Origin of the sequence: Sphingomonas sp. OTU376 (assembly GCF_038440415.1) — a bacterium.
GTDB classification, from domain to species: Bacteria; Pseudomonadota; Alphaproteobacteria; order Sphingomonadales; family Sphingomonadaceae; genus Sphingomonas; species Sphingomonas kyeonggiensis_A.
On the sequence record NZ_JASATQ010000019.1, the window covers coordinates 30,662 to 49,926 of the forward strand.

Sequence of the window (19,265 nt, forward strand, 5' to 3'; positions counted from 1 at the left end):
TCCGTACGGTGGCGATCAGAACAGCGCCTTCGCAGCGGCGCCGGTCCACACCTCGAGATAGCCGAGCAGCGGCCAGCCCAGCGGCGAGATCACCACCGCCGAGAGCACGAGCAGCGCCCCCTCGATCGGATCGGTGCGGCCCGGGAAGGCCGGCGCCGGCTCGTCGAAGTACATCACCTTGACGACGCGGAGATAGTAATAGGCACCGATCGTCGAGGCCGCGGCGGCAACCGCAGCGAAGACGTACAGGCCCGCATGCACCGCAGCCAGGAACACCTGCAGCTTCGAGAAGAAGCCGAGCAGCGGCGGGATGCCGGCGAGGCTGAACATGAAGATCGCCATCGCCACTGCGAGACCCGGACGGGTCCGCGACATGCCGGCCAGGCTGTCGATGGTCTCGACCGGACGGCCCTCCGCATCGCGCATCTGCAGCACGATCAGGAAGCTGCCGACGGTCATCACGACGTAGATCGCCATGTAGTAGAGCACGCTCGACACGCCTGCTTCGCCACCGGCGGCGAGGCCGACCAGCGCGAAGCCGACATTGGCGATCGACGAATAGGCAAGCAGGCGCTTGATGTTGCTCTGGCGGATCGCCGCGACCGAGCCGAAGATGATCGAAGCTAGCGAAGCGAAGATCACGATCTGGCGCCAGTCGGCGATCGCCGGGCCCATCGCGTCGATGGCGACGCGGGTGGCAAGCGCCACCGCGGCAACCTTCGGCGCCGAAGCGAAGAAGGCCGTGACCGGGGTCGGCGCGCCTTCGTACACGTCCGGCGTCCACATGTGGAACGGCACGGCCGACATCTTGAAGGCGAGACCGGCGAAGACGAACACCAGGCCGAACAGCAGACCGGTCTTCTGATCACCCGAGGCATAGGCGTCGGCGATGCCCGAGAACAAAGTGGTGCCCGAGAAGCCGTACACCAGGCTGATGCCGTAGAGCAGGATGCCCGAAGCGAGCGCGCCCAGCACGAAATACTTCAGGCCTGCTTCCGCCGAACGCGCGTCGCGGCGCATGAAGCTGGCAAGGATGTACGAAGCAAGGCTCATCAGCTCGAGGCCGACATAGAGCGACATCAGGTCGCCCGCCGAAACCATCATGCCCATGCCGGCGGCCGAGAGCAGGATCAGCACCGGATATTCCGGACGCAGATCGTCACCCGAGGTCTGCTGGAAGAAGCGCGGCGCGATCAGGATCGAGACGCCGGCGGCCAGGAAGATCAGCGCCTTGGAGAAGGCAGCGAACATGTCCGCGCGATAGAGACCGCCAAAGGCTTCGCCCCCGGCCGAAGCCGGGCCGGCCAGCGCGATGCCCGCGCCGATCAGCACGGCGATCGAGGCCCAGCTGACCAGTTTGGTCGACTGGTGGCCGCCCCAGGCCGCCACCAGCATCAGGGCGATGGCCCCCAGGCTGAGCACGAGCTCAGGAAGGGCCATCATCAGTTGCAGCGAATAGTTCATCAGTGCGCCTCCCCGTGCGCAGCAGGGGCAGCGGCGTGTTCGCCATGTTCAGCAGCGGCAGGCGCGGGCTTGCCGGCAGTCGGAGCCGAGTCACCGGCAGGCGCGGCACGCTCGAGGCGGGCAACCAGCTTCTCCACGTCGCCGCGCATCGGCTTCATGAAGCTCTCCGGATAGACACCCATCCAGAGGGTCACCGCAGCCAGCGCGCCAAGCATCGCGAACTCGCGCAGGTCGAGATCCCGCATCGCCTTCACATCGTCCTTGGTCAGGTCGCCAAAGGCGACGCGACGGTAGAGGTACAGCATGTATGCCGCGCCCAGGATGATGCCGGTGGTGCCGAGCAGCGCGTAGAGCGTCGAGACCTGGTACAGGCCGGCAAGGCTCAGGAATTCGCCGATGAAGTTGCTGGTGCCCGGCAGGCCGACAGAGGCCATGGTGAACAGCAGGAACAGCACGGCGTAGCGCGGCATGTTGATCGCGAGGCCGCCGTAGCGGTCGATCTCGCGGGTGTGCAGGCGATCGTAGATCACGCCGACGCAGAGGAAGAGCGCGCCCGAGACCACACCGTGGCCGAGCATCACCATCATCGCGCCCTCGATACCCTGCGCGTTGAGCGCGAACAGGCCGAAGGTCACGATCGCCATGTGGGCGACCGACGAATAGGCGATCAGCTTCTTCATGTCGCTCTGCACGAGCGCGACCAGCGAGGTGTAGACCACTGCCACGGCCGAGAGCGCGAACACCAGCCAGATGAACTGGGCGGACGCTTCCGGGAACATCGGCAGCGAGAAGCGCAGGAAGCCGTATCCGCCGAGCTTCAGCAGCACGCCCGCCAGGATGACCGAACCTGCGGTCGGCGCCTGGACGTGCGCGTCGGGAAGCCAGGTGTGGACGGGCCACATCGGCATCTTCACCGCGAACGAGGCGAAGAAGGCCAGCCATAGCCATGTCTGCACATGCGCCGGGAAGTCATGCTGCATCAGCGCCGGGATCGACGTCGTGCCGGTGGTCAGGATCATGTAGATGATCGCGATCAGCATCAGCAGCGAGCCGAGCAGCGTGTACAGGAAGAACTTGTACGACGCGTAGATGCGGTTGGCGCCGCCCCAGATGCCGATGATCAGGAACATCGGGATCAGGCCGCCTTCGAAGAAGACGTAGAACAGCATCAGGTCCTGCGCCGCGAAGGTGCCGATCATCAGCACCTCGGTGGCGAGGAACGCAGCCATATATTCCGGCACGCGCTTGGTGACTGAGAGCCAGCTCGCCCCGATGCAGATCGGCATCAGGAACACCGAGAGTGCGATCAGCAGCAGCGCGAAGCCATCGATGCCCAGCGCCCAGGCGAACTCGGCCTGGCCGATGCCGAACAGGCGGACATGCTCGACGAACTGCCACTGGGCAGCGCCCTCGCCGGTCTGGAAGTTGGCCCAGAGCAGGATGCCGAGCGCCAGGTCCACGAAGGTGGCGGCGAGCGCCAGCCAGCGTGCGCCCTGCGCGTTGAGGAACAGGCAGGCGACCGCGGCAATCGCGGGCACCGCCAGCATGACGGTTAGGATCGGGAAGCCGCTCATCGCGCGATCACCCAGGTCAGTGCGGCAGTGAGGCCGATCAGCATGATGAAGGCATAGGCGTAGACATATCCGGATTGCAGCTTGGAAGCGCCGACGCTGCCGAGCTGGACGACCGCAGCGGCGCCATTCGGGCCGAACCGGTCGATCGTGGCTTCGTCACCCTTCTTCCAGAACTGGCGACCGATCCAGAAGGCCGGGCGCACGAACAGGAAGTTGTAGAGCTCGTCGAAATACCACTTGTTGAGCGAGAAGAGGTATAGCGGGCGGAACGCCTCGGCGAACTTCGCGGGGAAGCCCGGCGACACGATATACGCGCCATACGCAATGGCCAAGCCGCTCAGCATCGCGATCGTCGCGCTGAGCTTCACCCACACCGGCACCTCGTGCATCGCGTGCATCAGATGCTCGTTGAAGGCGATGGCGCCGTGCCAGTAGGTCTCACCCGCCGTCGGCTCGATGAACGCGCCGTGGAAGATGAAGCCCGCGGCGATCGCGCCGACGGTAAGCACCAGCAGCGGGATCAGCATGACGATCGGGCTCTCATGCGGGTGATAGCCCGCCGTGCCGTCGCCGTGCGCGTGATCATGATGATGATCGTCGTGGCCATGCGCATCGTGAGCGTGCGCGTCATGGGCGTCGTGCGCATGATCGTCATGACCATGGCCGTGCGCGTCATGCACTGCGTGCTGGATATGCTCCGAACCGGCCCAGCGCGGCTTGCCATGGAAGGTCAGGAACACCAGGCGCCAGCTATAGAAGCTGGTGAGCAGCGCCACGAACACGCCCACCCAGAACACGCTGGTGTGGCCGGCGGCATAGCTCGCCTCGATGATCGCGTCCTTCGAGTGGAAGCCGGCGAAGCCGAATGCCACCGGGTTGCCGAACAGCGCCGGGATGCCCACGCCGGTGATCGCGAGCGTGCCCGCCATCATCGTCCAGTAGGTGACCGGGATCTTCTTCCACAGGCCGCCATAGAAGCGCATGTCCTGCTCGTGGTGCATCGCATGGATCACCGAGCCGGCGCCGAGGAACAGCAGCGCCTTGAAGAAGGCGTGCGTGAACAGATGGAACATCGCCGCGCCATAGGCACCGACGCCGGCAGCGAAGAACATGTAGCCCAGCTGCGAACAGGTCGAATAGGCGATCACGCGCTTGATGTCGGTCTGCGTCGTGCCGACGGTCGCGGCGAAGAAGCAGGTGGCGGCGCCGACGACGGTGACCACGGTCATCGCAACCGCGCTCTGCTCGAACAGCGGCGACATGCGGCAGACCATGAACACGCCGGCGGTCACCATGGTCGCGGCGTGGATCAGCGCCGACACCGGGGTCGGGCCTTCCATCGCGTCCGGAAGCCACGTGTGCAGGCCGAGCTGCGCCGACTTGCCCATCGCGCCGACGAACAGCAGCAGGCAGAGCACCGTCACGGTGTCGAAGCGAGCGCCGAGGAAGCCGATGGTCGAGCCGTGCATGTTCGGCGCAGCGGCGAGGATCGTCGGGATGTCGATCGTGCCGAACACCAGGAAGATGCCGAAGATGCCGAGCATAAAGCCCAGGTCGCCGACGCGGTTCACCACGAACGCCTTGATGGCGGCGGCATTCGCGCTCGGCTTGCGGAACCAGAAGCCGATCAGCAGGTAGGACGCGAGACCCACGCCTTCCCAGCCGAAGAACATCTGGACCAGGTTGTTGGCCGTCACGAGCATCAGCATCGCGAAGGTGAAGAGCGAGAGGTACGCGAAGAAGCGCGGCTGATCCGGCTCCTCCGACATATAGCCCCAGCTATAGAGGTGGACGAGCGCCGAGACGCTGGTCACCACCACGAGCATCACCGCGGTCAGGCTGTCGACGCGCAACGCCCAGTCGACCTGCATCGAGCCGCTGAGCATCCAGGTGAAGACCGGGGACACGCTCGGCTCGGCATTGCCGCCGAGATAGCTGATGAAGATCGGCCACGACAGGGCGCACGCCACGAAGAGCGAGCCCGTGGTGACGACCTTGGGGAAGGTCTTGCCGAAGGCCTTGTTCGAAAGCCCGGCAACGGCTGCCGCGAGGAGCGGCAGGAATACGATGAAATAGATCGCCGACATCAGCCCTTCATCCGATTGACGTCTTCGACCGAGATCGTGCCGCGGCCGCGGAAGTAGATAACGAGAATGGCGAGACCGATCGCGGCCTCACCGGCGGCGACGGTCAGCACGAACATCGCGAAGACCTGGCCGACCAGGTCGCCGAGCGCGTTCGAGAACGCCACGAGGTTCAGGTTCACGGACAGCAGGATCAGCTCGATCGCCATCAGGATGACGATGAGGTTCTTGCGGTTCATGAAGATGCCGAGCACGCCGAGCGTGAACAGGATCGCGCTGACGACGAGATAGTGCGTAAGGGTGATCACAGCTCGACCCCCTGCCCCACGGGTTGGTTCACGTTGCGGGTCGCGTCCTTGGCGCGGCGTTGGACCTGACGGCTGATCTTCTGCGGCTTGACGTCGGTGCGCGGACGCAGCGTCAGCACGATCGCGCCGATCATCGCGACGAGCAGCACCAGGCCGGCGCCTTCGAACACGAACAGGTAGCGGGAATAGAGGAGCTGGCCGATCGCCTCGATGTTGGGCACCTTGGCATCGATCGGCGCGATACGGCGGCCCAGCTGCAGCGTGCCGGCGCTATAGGCGCCCACCGCGATCAGGATCTCGGCGACCAGCGCGATGGCAAGCGCGAAGCCGACGGCCGCGTACTTCATCACACCCGCGCGCAGCTCCGCGAAGTCGATGTTGAGCATCATGACCACGAAGAGAAACAGCACGGCGACGGCGCCGACATAGACGATGACGAGCAGCATCGCGATGAACTCGGCATTGGCGAGCACCATCAGACCCGCAGCGTTGAAGAACGCCAGGATGAGCCACAGGACGGAATGGACCGGGTTGCGGGACAGGATGGTGAGAGCGCCGGAGACGCACACCACTGCCGCAAACAGGTAAAAGGCTAGAAGCTGGATCACGGAATCTAATGGCCCCTGTAGATTGGCGTGCGCTTAACGATACGGTGCATCGGCGGCAAGGTTCGCGGCGATGGCGCGCTCCCAGCGGTCACCGTTCGCGAGCAGCTTTTCCTTCTGATAGATCAGCTCCTCACGGGTTTCGGTGGCGAACTCGAAGTTCGGCCCTTCGACGATCGCATCGACCGGGCATGCTTCCTGGCAAAGGCCGCAATAGATGCACTTGGTCATGTCGATGTCGTAGCGCGTGGTGCGGCGGCTGCCGTCCTCGCGCGGCTCGGCTTCGATCGTGATCGCCAGCGCCGGGCACACCGCCTCGCACAGCTTGCACGCGATGCAGCGCTCTTCGCCATTGGGATAGCGACGCAGCGCATGCTCGCCGCGGAAGCGGGGCGAGAGCGGGTTCTTCTCATAGGGATAGTTGATGGTCGCCTTGGGCTTGAAGAAATACTTCAAGGTCAGGGCGTGCGCCTTCACGAACTCCCAGAGAGTCCAGGTCTTGATGAAATGGGCGACGGTGCTCATGCGGGCACTCCAACCCGGGTCAGCATGAGGTACCCGGAAACGAGGAAGACGAAGAGAAGCGACAGCGGCAGGAAGATCTTCCAGCCCAGGCGCATCAGCTGATCATAACGGTACCTGGGCACCGTGGCCTTGACCCAGCTGAACAGGAAGAAGCCGAAGCTGATCTTGAGCAGCAGCCAGATGATGCCCGGGATCCAGTAGAGGATCGGGAGATCCAGCGGCGGCAGATAACCACCCCAGAACAGCGTCGCGTTCAGCGCGCTCATCAGCAGCACGTTGCCGTACTCGCCCAGCCAGAACAGCGCGAAGGCCATCGACGAATATTCGGTCTGATAGCCCGCGACGAGCTCGCTCTCGGCCTCGGTAAGGTCGAATGGTGCGCGCTGGGTTTCGGCGAGCGACGAGATGAAGAACACCACGGCCATCGGGAACAGCAGCGGGTTCAGCGCATAGAAGTTGAAGATGCCGAGGACATGGCCCTTCTGATGCTCGACGATGTCGGTCATGTTGAAGGAACCGGTCCACAGCACGATCGAGATCAGCACGAAGCCGATCGAGACTTCGTAGCTCACCATCTGCGCAGCCGCGCGGATCGCCGAGTAGAACGGGTATTTCGAGTTCGAAGCCCAGCCGGCGAGGATGATGCCGTAGACGCCGAGCGACGAGGCCGCGAGCACGTAGAGCAGGCCGACATTGATGTTGGCCAGCACCACGCCGAACTGGAACGGCACCACCGCCCACACGATCAGCGCGACCGTGAAGGTGATGATCGGGCCGAGCAGGAAGAGCGTCTTGTTGGCGCCCGACGGAATAATCGTTTCCTGCAGGAAGACCTTGAGGCCGTCCGCGAACGACTGGAGCAGGCCGAGCGGGCCGACCACGTTCGGGCCGCGGCGCAGTGCCATGGCCGCCCAGATCTTGCGGTCGACATAGATGACCATCGCCACGGCCAGCATCAGCGGCAGCGCGATGACCAGGATGTCGATCAGCGTGGCGACGAACCACGCCAGGCCGAACGGGAGGCCGAGATAGGTAAACCAGGACGTCATTCTGCGGCCTCTGCGAAGTCTTCGCCGTGGATCAGTTCGGCCGAGCAGCGCTGCATGGTCGGCGAGGCACGGCAGATGGCGTTAGTGAGATAGAAATCGGCGACGGCATAGCCGACCGGGCCCGATGCCTTGGCGGCGAGCTTCGGCGGCGAGAACTCGTAGCCGGCAAGGCCTTCCTGGCCCAGCGCCGGAACTTCGCTCGCCATCTGGGCGCGCAGCTGCTCGAACGTATCGAACGGGAGCGTATGGCCCAGGCGATCCGAAAGCGCGCGCAGGATCGTCCAGTCCTCACGAGCGTCGCCCGGCGCGAACACGGCACGGTCGGCACGCTGCACGCGACCTTCCAGGTTCACATAGGTGCCCGGCTTCTCGGCATAGGTCGCACCCGGCAGGATGACGTCCGCATGATGCGCGCCATTGTCGCCGTGGTGGCCGACATAGACCTTGAAGCTGTCCTTGAAGCCTTCGAAGTTCACTTCGTCGGCGCCGAGGAAGAAGGCGAGCTTCGGCGCGGCGGCAACGATGTCCGCGATACCGCCCTTCTGGGCGTAGCCGAGCATCAGCCCGCCCATGCGCGCAGCGGCGGTGTGGACGACGTTGAAGCCGTTCCAGCCATCACGCTGGAAAGCCGAAGCCATGGCGAGCGTGGCGCCCTGCCCTTCCTTGAGCGCGGCCGGGCCGACGATCAGGACAGGCTTCTTCGCTGCGTCGATCGCCTCGGCGGCCGAAGCCGGCAGCTTGGCGAGAAGGCCCAAGTCGTTGCCCAGCCATTCGACCTTGTAGGTCAGGTCGGTCTCTTCGCCGATCGCGAAGACCTTCGCACCCTTCTTGATCGCCTTGCGGATGCGCGTGTTGATCAGCGGGGCTTCGAAACGCAGGTTCGAGCCGACCAGCAGGATCGCGTCCGCTTCCTCGATGCCGGCGATGGTCGTGTTGAACGCGACCGAGCCGAGGTTCGACACGTCATAGGACAGCCCGGTCTGGCGCCCTTCAAGCCGGTCCGAACCCAGCGCCTTCACCAGCGACTTGGCGGCGAACATCGTCTCGCAATCGACCAGGTCGCCGGCGATCGCGGCAACACTCGAGCCGGCGCCCTTGGCAGCAGCAGCAATCGCGTCGAACGCTTCGTCCCAGCTCGCTTCGACCAGCTTGCCGTCCTTGCGGACATAGGGCTTGTCGAGGCGGCGGCGAACCAGCGCGTCGACATGATAGCGGGTCTTGTCGTGCGCCCACTCCTCGTTGACGTCCTCGTTGATCCGCGGAAGCACGCGCATCACCTGACGACCACGGCTGTCGAGGCGGATGTTGGTGCCGACCGCGTCCATCACGTCGATCGAGAGGTTCTTCTTCAGCTCCCACGAGCGATACTCGAAGGCGACCGGCTTGTGGGTCAGCGCGCCGACCGGGCAGAGGTCGGCGACGTTGCCCGAGAGCTCGCTCTTGAACGCCTTCTCGAGATAGGTCGTGATCTGCATGTTCTCGCCGCGATAAATCGCGCCGATATCCTCCACGCCAGCCACTTCCTCGCCGAAGCGAACGCAGCGGGTGCACTGGATGCAGCGGGTCATGATCGTCTTGATGATCGGACCCATATACTTCTCAGTCACAGCGCGCTTGTTCTCGGTGTAGCGCGAGTGGCCGCGACCATAGGCGACCGACTGGTCCTGCAGGTCGCACTCGCCGCCCTGATCGCAGATCGGGCAGTCGAGCGGGTGATTGATCAGCAGGAACTCCATCACGCCTTCGCGTGCGGCCTTCACCATCGGCGAGTCCGTGCGGATTTCCTGGTTGTCGGCGGCGGGCAGCGCGCACGAAGCCTGGGGCTTGGGCGGCCCGGGCTTCACCTCGACGAGGCACATGCGGCAATTGCCGGCGATCGACAGGCGCTCATGATAGCAGAAGCGCGGAATTTCCTTGCCCGCGGCCTCGCAGGCCTGGAGCACGGTGGCGCCCGCAGGCACCTCCACTTCAATTCCGTCGACGGTTAGCTTTGGCATCTCAGCTATTTCCCTCGGACGCGGACAAGCCGCCGCGCGCCCTGAACAATGCTTCCGCGATCAGCCCGTGCAGGGTGACGCGATCGAAATTGACCTGGCGGCCATTCGCACAGGTCTGGAGCGTGGGCAGCAGCGCATCCGCGGCCGCGACTTCCTCGGGCGAATGCCACTGAGTGCGGAGCAGGCGATCGGCCGCAACCGGATCCTTCTCAGCGGCGCACTGGACGACCGCATAGGCAGCGTGCGTCGGCTGCTTCAGCCAGTCCGGCTGCGCGGCACCCGAAGCGGGGCCGGCATCGCGGAAGGTGCGCACATACAGCGCCTCGGCAAGCACGCCGCGCAGGTTCACACCCTGCGTGTTCACCTTCTTGCCGCGCGGCACGCACATGCGGGCACTGTCGAACAGGCCCATGAATGCCTTGCCCTCGGCCTCGGAACCGGGCTCGAGCCCGATCACCGCGGCGGCCTGGCGCTTTTCGCTGCGCGCGAGGCAGCCCATCAGCTCGATGGCATTCCGTTCGGCGTCGCGGTTCTTCCGCGCCTCGGCACCTCCGTCGCTCTGCGCATGCGCAGGCGCGACCGCGCCGAGGGCACAGCCCGCTGCAAGGATAAAGGCCAGTGCGGCCTTCACTCCGCGGCCTCCTGCATGCCGTTGCCAGCCTGGCGCTCGTTGATGCGGCGCTCGAGCTCGGGGCGGAAGTGCCGGATCAGACCCTGGATCGGCCACGCCGCTGCGTCGCCGAGCGCGCAGATCGTGTGGCCTTCCACCTGCTTGGTCACCTGCTGCAGCGTGTCGATCTCGCTGATATCGGCGTCGCCGGTGCGCAGGCGCTCCATCACGCGCCACATCCAGCCGGTGCCTTCGCGGCAGGGCGTGCACTGGCCGCAGCTCTCGTGCTTGTAGAAGTACGACAGGCGGCTGATCGCGCGGACGACGTCGGTCGACTTGTCCATGACGATGATCGCCGCGGTGCCGAGGCCGGAACCGAGGGCGCGCAGGCCGTCGAAGTCCATCGGGCAGTCCATGATCTGCGCTGCCGGAACCAGCGGCACAGAGGAACCGCCCGGGATCACCGCGAGCAGATTGTCCCAACCGCCACGGATACCGCCGCAATGCTTCTCGATCAGCTCGCGGAACGGGATCGACATGGCCTCTTCGACCACGCACGGCTTCTCGACATGACCCGAGATCTGGAAGAGCTTGGTGCCGCGGTTGTTCTCGTTGCCGAAGCTGGAGAACCACTCGGGGCCACGGCGAAGGATCGTCGGGACAACCGCGATCGACTCGACGTTGTTCACCGTGGTCGGGCAGCCATAGAGGCCCGCGCCCGCCGGGAACGGCGGCTTCAGGCGAGGCTGGCCCTTCTTGCCTTCGAGGCTCTCGAGCATCGCGGTCTCTTCGCCGCAGATGTACGCGCCGGCACCGCGGTGCACGAACACGTCGAAGTCATAGCCCGACTTGCACGCATTCTTGCCGAGCAGGCCGGCGTCATACGCTTCCTTCACGGCTGCGAAGAGCGTCTCGGCCTCGCGGATATACTCGCCGCGGATGTAGATATAGGCGGCACGGGCACGCATCGCGAAGCCGGCGATCAGCGCGCCTTCGATCAGCTTGTGCGGATCGTGGCGGATGATCTCGCGGTCCTTGCACGAGCCCGGCTCGGACTCGTCGGCGTTGATCACCAGGAAGTTCGGCCGATCCGGGCGCGGTTCCTTGGGCATGAAGCTCCACTTCATGCCGGTCGGGAAGCCCGCGCCGCCGCGGCCACGCAGGCCCGACGCCTTGATCTTGTCGATGATGGCGTCCTGGCCGATCGACATCAGATCCTTGGTCTTGTCCCAATCGCCGCGCTTCTGGGCAGCCGGCAGGTTCCACGGCTGGAAACCGTAGACATTGGTGAAGATGCGGTCCTTATCCGCGAGCATCTATCGACCCTTCCCCACCATGTTCTGAATGAAAATATATGCGAGCACGGCCAGGCCGAGCACGATCGCGATGCCGACCAGCTTGAACGCCAGCTTGAGCGCCCAGCCGAGCACAACGATGCCGCCGATGATCGCGAGGATGACGAAGACGAGGTTCTTGGTCTCCTGCTTCATCACCACTCACCCCGATAATCGTGGTTCGCGGTTTCCATCGCGGCCAGATTAGTCGGCGCGCCGAGCGGCTCGACCGTGTGGCGGCCGGGCTCCTGCGTACCGGGCTTGGGGCTCTCGCCCCTGGCCAACGCGTCGAGGATCGTCAGCGTGCGATCATAGGTGAGGTCTTCGAAGTTATCGTCGTTGATCTGCACCATCGGCGCCGAGGAGCAATTGCCCATGCACTCGACTTCAGTCAGCGTGAACAGGCCGTCCTCGGTGGTGTGACCCTTCTTGAGGCCACGCGCCTTGCACGCCGCCATCACGTCGTCCGAACCGCGCAGCATGCACGGCGTGGTGCCGCAGACCTGCACGTGGAAGCGGCCGACCGGCACCAGGTTGAACATGGTGTAGAAGGTCGCGACTTCGAACACGCGAATATACGGCATGTCGAGCTGCTTCGCGATGAACTCGATCACCGGGATCGGCAGCCAGCCCTGGGTATTGGTCTCGGCGCCAACCTGGCGCTGGGCGAGATCCAGATACGGGATGGTGCACGACATCTGCCGGCCCGCCGGATAGCGGCCCATGATCTCGCGTGCCTTCTCGGCATTCTCCGGCGTCCACTGGAAATTGCCCCAGCGCGCGCGGACCTCCGCTTCATCGGGGAGTTGGGGTGCGTCAGCCATTAACGAATGAACTCCACGCGATCGACCTTGCCGTCGGCAAAGGAATAGATCGACATAACTTCGAACGGATCGCTCTCGGGCGACCGCGCGACCTTCTCGTGCAGGACGACGGTGTCGCCCAGCGCATAGCTGGTCAGGATCTCGGCGCGGTTCTGCGGGAACTCGGCGAACATCGCCTTCAGTCCCGAGCGCACGCCTTCCTTGCCTTCGCGCAGCACCGCGCCGCGATAGCCCGCCTCGCAGGCACCGTCGGTCATCAGCTCGACATAGGCGTCGGCGTCCTGCGCATTGTAGTGCGCGATCATCTGATGGGTGATCGCAATGCGGTCGGCGCTCACCGGTCGCACTCCCCGAACACGATGTCGAGCGCACCCAGGATGGCGGTAATGTCGGCGAGCATGTGGCCCTTCGACATGAAGTCCATCGCCTGGAGGTGGCTGAATGCGGTCGGGCGGATCTTGCAGCGATACGGCTTGTTGGTGCCGTCCGAGACCAGATACACGCCGAACTCGCCCTTCGGGCTCTCCGTTGCGACATACACTTCGCCGGCAGGTACGTGATAGCCTTCGGTGAAGAGCTTGAAGTGGTGGATCAGCGCTTCCATCGACTGCTTCATCTCACCGCGACGGGGCGGCGCGACCTTGCGATCGAGGGTGAGCACGGGGCCTTCCGGCATCTGCTGGAGGCACTGCTTCATGATGCGCGCGGACTGGTAGACTTCCTCGACGCGGACCATGAACCGGTCATAGCAGTCGCCGCGGGTACCGACCGGCACTTCGAAGTCCATGCGGTCGTACACGTCATAGGGCTGCGACTTGCGCAGGTCCCACGGAATGCCCGCGCCGCGGATCATCGGGCCCGAGAAGCCCCAGCCCACCGCGTCCTCGCGGCTCACCACCGCGATGTCGACGTTGCGCTGCAGGAAGATGCGGTTCTCCGCGACCAGGCTGATCGCGTCACCGAACAGGCGCGGCAGGCGCGTGTCGAGCCATTCCGCGATGTCGGTCAGCAGCTTGAGCGGCACGTCCTGACGGACGCCGCCCACGCGGAAATAGTTCGAGTGCATGCGCGCGCCCGAAGCACGCTCGAAGAAGTTCAGGCAGTCCTCGCGGATCTCGAACATCCACAGGTTCGGCGTCATCGCGCCAACGTCCATCACGTGCGAACCGAGGTTCAGCATGTGATTGCAGATGCGGGTCAGCTCGGCGAAGAACACGCGGAGGTACTGGCCGCGCAGCGGAACCTCGAGGTCGAGCAGCTTCTCGACCGCCAGCACATAGCTGTATTCCATGCCCAGCGGCGAGCAGTAATCGAGGCGATCGAAATACGGCAGCGCCTGGGTGTAGGTCTTGTACTCGATCAGCTTCTCGGTGCCGCGGTGAAGCAGACCGACGTGCGGATCGACGCGCTCGATGATCTCGCCGTCCAGCTCGGTCACCAGGCGCAGCACGCCGTGGGCCGCCGGGTGCTGCGGGCCGAAGTTGATCGTGTAGTTCGCGATCTCCGTGTCGCCCTTCTCCGGCTTGCCGCCGTCGATGACGCCTTCGATCTCGTCGAGATAATCAGCCATTACGCTTCACCCTCCGGCGCCTTCTTGACGCGCGGCTTGCGGGGTTTCTTTTCGGCGGGCTCCGGGCCGGCCTCGGGACCCGACTTGCCCGCGCCGGTGTCGGCGGTGCTGTCGCTGGTCTTGGGCTTGGTCACCTTTGCCTTGGTCGGCTTGGCCGCAGGAGCCGGCTTGCGGATCTCGTCGGCGGTCAGCGGCGTCGGCGCGCCCTTGGCCTCGGGCTGCGGCGCAGCGGCCGGAGCAGGTGCCGGTGCGGGCTTGGCAGCCGGTGCAGGCGGCGGGGCCGGCGGCGTCGGCGCGACATATTTCTCGTCGCCGGGCAGGATGTACTCGGCGCCTTCCCACGGGCTCATGAAGTCGAAGGTACGGAAGTCCTGGGCCAGCGTGACGGGCTCATAGACCACGCGCTTCGCTTCTTCCGAATAGCGCAGCTCGACGAAGCCGGTCAGCGGGAAGTCCTTGCGCTGCGGATGGCCGACGAAACCATAGTCCGTCAGGATGCGGCGCAGGTCGGTGTTGCCCGAGAAGAGCACGCCGTACATGTCGTACACTTCGCGCTCGAGCCAGCCGGCGACCGGCCAGATACCCGTGACGGACGGAACCGGCTTATCCTCGTCGGTGATCGCCTTAACCTTGATGCGGTGGTTCCGCGTCAGGCTGAGCAGGCAATAGACCACTTCGAAACGCTCGGCGCGCTCCGGATAGTCGACACCGGCGATTTCCATGAGCTGCTGGAACTCGAGGCCGGGCGTATCACGCAGCAGCGTCATGCCCTCGACCACGCGGGCGCGGTCGAGCGTCAGGTTCACTTCGCCGACCTTGTCCTCGGCGTGCACCAGGATATCACCGAGCGCGGCCTTGGCCGCGTGGATCACGCCTTCGTTCGACGCATAGCGCGGCGCCACGGTCTTCACGGCGCTCATCGTTCGATCGTCCCGACGCGGCGGATCTTACGCTGCAGCTGCATGATGCCATACAGCAGCGCTTCGGCGGTCGGCGGGCAGCCCGGGACATAGATGTCCACCGGCACGATCCGGTCGCAGCCGCGCACGACGCTGTAGCTGTAGTGGTAATAGCCGCCGCCATTGGCGCAGCTGCCCATCGAGATGACGTACTTCGGCTCCGACATCTGGTCATAGACCTTGCGGAGGGCCGGAGCCATCTTGTTGCACAGCGTGCCGGCGACGATCATCACGTCCGACTGGCGCGGCGATGCGCGCGGCGCGGCACCGAAGCGCTCCATGTCGTAGCGCGGCATGTTGACGTGGATCATCTCGACCGCGCAGCAGGCGAGGCCGAAAGTCATCCACCACAGCGAACCGGTGCGGGCCCACTGGAACAGCTCCTCGGTCGACGTGACCAGGAAGCCCTTGTCGCCGATCTCGGCATTGATGTCGTTCAGGAAGCCGACGTCCGGGAGGGTTCCCGGCGGGGGCGGCGTCGTGGTGAGCTCTACTCCCATTCGAGCGCTCCCTTCTTCCAGGCGTAGACGAGGCCGAGCGTGAGCTCGGCGATGAAGATCATCATCGAGATCCAGGCGGTCCAGCCCAGCGAGAAGACCGAGACGGCCCACGGGTACAGGAACGCAGCTTCGAGATCGAAGATGATGAACAGGATGGCGACGAGGTAGAAGCGCACGTCGAACTGGCTGCGCGAATCCTCGAATGCGGGGAAGCCGCACTCATATTCGCTGAGCTTTGCTTCCGTCGGCTTGTGCGAGCCCGTCAGCCGGCTGACCAGCATGGGCAGGAACACGAAGGCGCTGGAAAGCGCGAGGGCGACCCCGAGGAACAACAGGATCGGCAGATATTGTGACAGGTCGACCAATGGCCTTCTCTTCTCGCGACTGCGGAATCTGACGGGGGCTTTAGGACGATGAGCCGAGTGCGGCAAGGGTTCTAACCCCTGAGAATCACTCGCAATAAGTCCACATGGGGCCCAAACGGAAAAACCCGGCAACGCGGCCGGGTAAATCCTTTGAAATGCGTTATTTTATAGGAGCGCTGCTCAGCGCAGCGCGCTGGCCACCAGCTTGTGCAGCTTCGAATGCAGGACGTCATTGGCGGCGAGATACTGGTTACGCTCGCGCGCCAGGTCCTGGCCACGGTAATCGGTTACGAACCCACCGGCTTCCTTCACCAGCAGCATGCCGGCAGCGACGTCCCAGGGCTTGAGGTCCGATTCCCAGAAGCCGTCGAAACGACCGGCGGCGACCCAGGCGAGATCGAGCGCGGCCGCGCCGAGCCGGCGAATCCCCGCCACTTCCGGCGCGACCGCACCGAAGATGCGGCTCCATTCGGCGAAATTGCCATGGCCCAGGAACGGGATACCCGTCGCGATCAGCGCTTCGTCGAGGTGACGGCGAGCCGAAACGCGAAGGCGCTGGTCCTGCAGCCAGGCGCCGCGGCCCTTTTCCGACCAGAAGCTCTCGTCGGTCAGCGGCTGGTAGATATAGGCGTGCGTCACCTCGGGCTTGCCCTGGGCGCCCCGCGGATCCTCGACCGCGATCGAGATGCAGAAATGCGGGATGCCGTGGAGGAAATTGCTGGTGCCGTCGAGCGGATCGATGATCCAGCGCGGCTTGTCCGGATCGCCGGCGATCTCGCCGCGCTCCTCGACCAGGAAGCCCCAGTCCGGACGCGCCTTCTGCAGCTCCTCGATCAGCGTGTCCTCGGCGCGCTTGTCGGCAATGCTGACGAAGTCGGCAGGGCCCTTGCGGCTGACCTGGAGGTGCTGGACCTCGTTGAAGTCGCGACGCAGGCGCGGGCCGGCCTTGCGGCAGGCGCGCTCCATGACGGTGATGAGGCCGGAATGGGCTACCAAGTCGAATTCCCTACAACAAACTTCCAAACGGCCCGGCGCAGGCGAAGCCTGTGCCGTCGGTCGAGCTCTGCTCGCCGGCCGGGCCGGCGGATCGGACGGATAGCGTGGCTACCCGCCTCGTCCGCTCGTCCTTAGTCCGCGCGGCGGACGTACGCCTGCTCGTACACATCGACGACGATGCGCGTGCCCGAGGCGATATGCGGCGGGACCATGATGCGCACGCCATTGTCGAGCACGGCCGGCTTGTACGACGACGAGGCCGTCTGACCCTTCACCACCGCATCGGCCTCGACGATCGTCGCTTCGATCGTGTCGGGCAGCTGCACGCTGATGGCTTCCTCGTCATAGAGCTCCATCACCACGTCCATGCCATCCTGCAGGAAGGCGGCCGCGTCGCCGAGCAGGTCGCGCGGCAGCGTGGTCTGGTCGTAGGTTTCCTTGTCCATGAAGACGAGCGTGTCGCCCTCCGGATACAGGAACTGGAAGTCCTTGGTATCGAGGCGCACGCGCTCGACCGTTTCCGCCGAGCGGAAGCGGACGTTGTTCTTGCGGCCGTCGCGAAGGTTCTTGAGCTCGACCTGCATGTACGCACCACCCTTGCCGGGCTGCGTGTGCTGGATCTTCACGGCACGCCAGATGCCGTTTTCATATTCAATGATGTTGCCGGGACGGATGTCCACGCCGCTGATCTTCATGGTCGAGACCTATGGAACTGAGAAAGAGCTGAGCGCGCGCCTTTAGCCGCGTGCGGCGTCTTCGGCAAGCCATCCCGCGCGGGTGAAAGCCGGGGCCTCGTGCCGCACGCTGTCCCTTTGCGGCGCGAGATACCGGCTTCCTGCCTGTTGACGGACTATCGATCGGCATCCCGCAGCAGCGGATAGGGATTTATGTTCTGGCCCTGCCACCAGCCCTCGCCCGGCTGCATCAACTTGATCTCGAAATGGAGATGCGGCGCCCCGCCCTGCGCGCTGCCGGTATTACCCACCGTGGCGATCCGCTCGCCCTGGCGTACCGCCTGCCTCTCGGCGACGAGATAGCTGTCGAGATGCGCGTAGTAATGGATCGTCGTTCGGTCTCGCGTGCGGACATAGATCGTGTGCCCGCCATTCACGCTCTCGAAGATCTTCTCGACCGTGCCCGAGGCGGCGGCGAGCACCGGTGTGCCCTGGGGTGCCATGATGTCGATCGCGTGATGCTCGCGGGCACCCCCACCCCGGCTCTGCCCCCAGGTGTCACTGAGCTGGCGCGCCGCGACGCCTTCCACCGGGATGATCAGCGCTACCGGGTCGCCATTGGCTGCAACGGGCTGTGCCGTCGGCTCCACTGCAGCCGATTGCGACACGGGCGCCGATGCTGGCTGGACGGTGATCCGGACCAGCGAGAGGAAGGCCAGCGCAAGCAGCAACAGCAGCGCACCCATCCCCCAGCCGATCCGTTTCGCCCAGACCAGCATCGCCTCTATTCCTGGAATACGGCTTTGGTGCCCGGCTTGACCATCAGCGCGAGCCGGGCCGCATCCCAATTGGTCAGGCGGATGCAGCCATGGCTTTCGGTGCGGCCGATCAGCTGCGGCTCGGGTGTGCCATGGATGCCGTAATGCTCCTTCGACAGGTCCAGCCATACCACCCCCACCGGGCCATTGGGTCCCGGCGGCAACATCGCCGGGTCACTACCCTTCCTCGCGTCCCAGAACAGCTTGGGATTGTAGTGGAACTTGGGGTTGGTGTCCGCCCCATAGATCTTCCAGGTGCCGATCGGGAGCGGATCATGTTCGCTGCCCATGGTCGCGTTGAACTGCGCTACTAGGCGATCCTGCTTGTCGAACACCTTGAGCACCTTCTCGCTCTTGTCGACGACGAGATGGTCCGCCTCCGGCACCTTGGCCTCGACGTTGAGCATGGTGAGCGTCGCGCGCCACTCCGGCTTGATGTCCGCCGGATAATCGCGCGATGCGGGCAGCGCATTGGGGAAGACGAACTCCGCCCCGGGTCCGATCGCCTTGCCGCCCGGGTTCAGCTCCACCAGCACCTCCGGCGTGGTGTGGAACATCTCGGCCAGCTTCTCGAGCGGACGGGTGTAACCGAGCGACGGCAGCTTTGCCTGCTTCTCCGGATCCTTCGGGATCGGATTGACGTACGGTCCCTTCAGGGTCTCCGCATCGAGCGTCAGCTTTCGCACGGGCCGCAGCGAGGCATAGGGCGCCAGCGCCTTGATCGTCAACGTATCCAGCTTGCCGCTGGGCGTCATCCCGCGCGAAGTCTGGAATCCCTTGAGCGCCGCAGTGAGCGATTGCCCATCCCGCCCATCGAGGATGCCCGGCGAAAAGCCGAGATGATCGAGGATCACCTGGGCATGGAGGATGGTATAGTCGATCGGCGGTTTGCCCGAAGTTCCCGCCTGCGCGAGGGCGTTGGGACCGAGCGAGGCACAGGCGAGATAAGCCGACAGCCCAAGGAATTTCCGCACCAAATCAAGCTCCTGCAGACGACGTTCCGCAAGAA

Annotated in this window: 21 protein-coding genes; all 21 read right to left on the reverse strand. The window is 64.8% G+C overall.

Annotation, left to right across the window (positions count from 1 at the left end; genetic code table 11):
* Window positions 1–15: 15 nt before the first annotated feature.
* Entirely contained in the window at window positions 16–1,464 is a 1,449-nt protein-coding gene (gene nuoN, locus AAHM44_RS10285) for an NADH-quinone oxidoreductase subunit NuoN (RefSeq protein WP_342249912.1), read from the reverse strand.
* Window positions 1,464–3,038 (reverse strand): NADH-quinone oxidoreductase subunit M, encoded by a 1,575-nt coding sequence (locus AAHM44_RS10290; RefSeq protein WP_342249913.1) that lies wholly within the window; start codon window positions 3,036–3,038, stop codon window positions 1,464–1,466. The genes nuoN and AAHM44_RS10290 overlap by 1 nt, the downstream gene beginning before the upstream one ends.
* Window positions 3,035–5,125, reverse strand: a complete 2,091-nt coding sequence (nuoL, locus tag AAHM44_RS10295) for an NADH-quinone oxidoreductase subunit L (protein WP_342249914.1) — start codon at window positions 5,123–5,125, stop codon at window positions 3,035–3,037. The genes AAHM44_RS10290 and nuoL overlap by 4 nt, the downstream gene beginning before the upstream one ends.
* Window positions 5,125–5,430 (reverse strand): NADH-quinone oxidoreductase subunit NuoK, encoded by a 306-nt coding sequence (gene nuoK, locus AAHM44_RS10300; RefSeq protein ID WP_086129652.1) that lies wholly within the window; start codon window positions 5,428–5,430, stop codon window positions 5,125–5,127. The genes nuoL and nuoK overlap by 1 nt, the downstream gene beginning before the upstream one ends.
* Complete coding sequence (locus AAHM44_RS10305) at window positions 5,427–6,038, reverse strand: NADH-quinone oxidoreductase subunit J (RefSeq protein ID WP_342249915.1); 612 nt, start codon at window positions 6,036–6,038, stop codon at window positions 5,427–5,429. Before AAHM44_RS10305 ends, nuoK begins: the two co-directional genes overlap by 4 nt.
* Window positions 6,039–6,071: 33 nt before the next feature.
* Window positions 6,072–6,560 (reverse strand): NADH-quinone oxidoreductase subunit NuoI, encoded by a 489-nt coding sequence (nuoI, locus tag AAHM44_RS10310; protein ID WP_184166397.1) that lies wholly within the window; start codon window positions 6,558–6,560, stop codon window positions 6,072–6,074.
* A complete protein-coding gene (nuoH, locus tag AAHM44_RS10315) occupies window positions 6,557–7,609 on the reverse strand; it encodes an NADH-quinone oxidoreductase subunit NuoH (protein WP_269575261.1) in 1,053 nt (350 codons plus the stop codon). Before nuoH ends, nuoI begins: the two co-directional genes overlap by 4 nt.
* A complete protein-coding gene (nuoG, locus tag AAHM44_RS10320) occupies window positions 7,606–9,606 on the reverse strand; it encodes an NADH-quinone oxidoreductase subunit NuoG (protein WP_342249916.1) in 2,001 nt (666 codons plus the stop codon). Before nuoG ends, nuoH begins: the two co-directional genes overlap by 4 nt.
* 1 nt (window position 9,607) lies before the next feature.
* The gene (locus tag AAHM44_RS10325) at window positions 9,608–10,237 is read right to left on the reverse strand and encodes a hypothetical protein (protein WP_184166405.1); all 630 of its coding nucleotides are present in this window, start codon (window positions 10,235–10,237) and stop codon (window positions 9,608–9,610) included.
* Window positions 10,234–11,532 (reverse strand): NADH-quinone oxidoreductase subunit NuoF, encoded by a 1,299-nt coding sequence (gene nuoF, locus AAHM44_RS10330; protein WP_184166408.1) that lies wholly within the window; start codon window positions 11,530–11,532, stop codon window positions 10,234–10,236. Before nuoF ends, AAHM44_RS10325 begins: the two co-directional genes overlap by 4 nt.
* Complete coding sequence (locus AAHM44_RS10335; protein ID WP_184166411.1) at window positions 11,533–11,706, reverse strand: hypothetical protein; 174 nt, start codon at window positions 11,704–11,706, stop codon at window positions 11,533–11,535.
* On the reverse strand, window positions 11,706–12,374 hold the full coding sequence (locus tag AAHM44_RS10340; RefSeq protein WP_269575258.1) for a complex I 24 kDa subunit family protein: 669 nt from the start codon (window positions 12,372–12,374) through the stop codon (window positions 11,706–11,708). Before AAHM44_RS10340 ends, AAHM44_RS10335 begins: the two co-directional genes overlap by 1 nt.
* Entirely contained in the window at window positions 12,374–12,712 is a 339-nt protein-coding gene (locus AAHM44_RS10345; RefSeq protein ID WP_269575257.1) for a nuclear transport factor 2 family protein, read from the reverse strand. The genes AAHM44_RS10340 and AAHM44_RS10345 overlap by 1 nt, the downstream gene beginning before the upstream one ends.
* The gene (locus AAHM44_RS10350; protein WP_342249917.1) at window positions 12,709–13,944 is read right to left on the reverse strand and encodes an NADH-quinone oxidoreductase subunit D; all 1,236 of its coding nucleotides are present in this window, start codon (window positions 13,942–13,944) and stop codon (window positions 12,709–12,711) included. Before AAHM44_RS10350 ends, AAHM44_RS10345 begins: the two co-directional genes overlap by 4 nt.
* Window positions 13,944–14,855, reverse strand: a complete 912-nt coding sequence (locus tag AAHM44_RS10355) for an NADH-quinone oxidoreductase subunit C (protein WP_342249935.1) — start codon at window positions 14,853–14,855, stop codon at window positions 13,944–13,946. Before AAHM44_RS10355 ends, AAHM44_RS10350 begins: the two co-directional genes overlap by 1 nt.
* A 5-nt stretch (window positions 14,856–14,860) precedes the next feature.
* Entirely contained in the window at window positions 14,861–15,403 is a 543-nt protein-coding gene (locus tag AAHM44_RS10360) for a NuoB/complex I 20 kDa subunit family protein (protein WP_184166422.1), read from the reverse strand.
* Window positions 15,394–15,768 carry an NADH-quinone oxidoreductase subunit A gene (locus AAHM44_RS10365; RefSeq protein WP_086129639.1) on the reverse strand — a complete coding sequence of 125 codons (375 nt, stop codon included), beginning with the start codon at window positions 15,766–15,768 and terminating at the stop codon, window positions 15,394–15,396. The genes AAHM44_RS10360 and AAHM44_RS10365 overlap by 10 nt, the downstream gene beginning before the upstream one ends.
* A gap of 180 nt (window positions 15,769–15,948) precedes the next feature.
* Window positions 15,949–16,764, reverse strand: coding sequence for an inositol monophosphatase family protein (locus AAHM44_RS10370; protein ID WP_342249918.1), 816 nt, complete (start codon window positions 16,762–16,764; stop codon window positions 15,949–15,951).
* Between the two features lie 131 nt (window positions 16,765–16,895).
* Window positions 16,896–17,459 (reverse strand): elongation factor P, encoded by a 564-nt coding sequence (gene efp, locus AAHM44_RS10375; protein ID WP_184166428.1) that lies wholly within the window; start codon window positions 17,457–17,459, stop codon window positions 16,896–16,898.
* A 155-nt stretch (window positions 17,460–17,614) separates the two neighbouring features.
* A complete protein-coding gene (locus tag AAHM44_RS10380) occupies window positions 17,615–18,217 on the reverse strand; it encodes a M23 family metallopeptidase (protein ID WP_342249919.1) in 603 nt (200 codons plus the stop codon).
* A 5-nt stretch (window positions 18,218–18,222) separates the two neighbouring features.
* Window positions 18,223–19,230, reverse strand: coding sequence for a L,D-transpeptidase family protein (locus AAHM44_RS10385; protein WP_342249920.1), 1,008 nt, complete (start codon window positions 19,228–19,230; stop codon window positions 18,223–18,225).
* Window positions 19,231–19,265 lie beyond the last annotated feature (35 nt).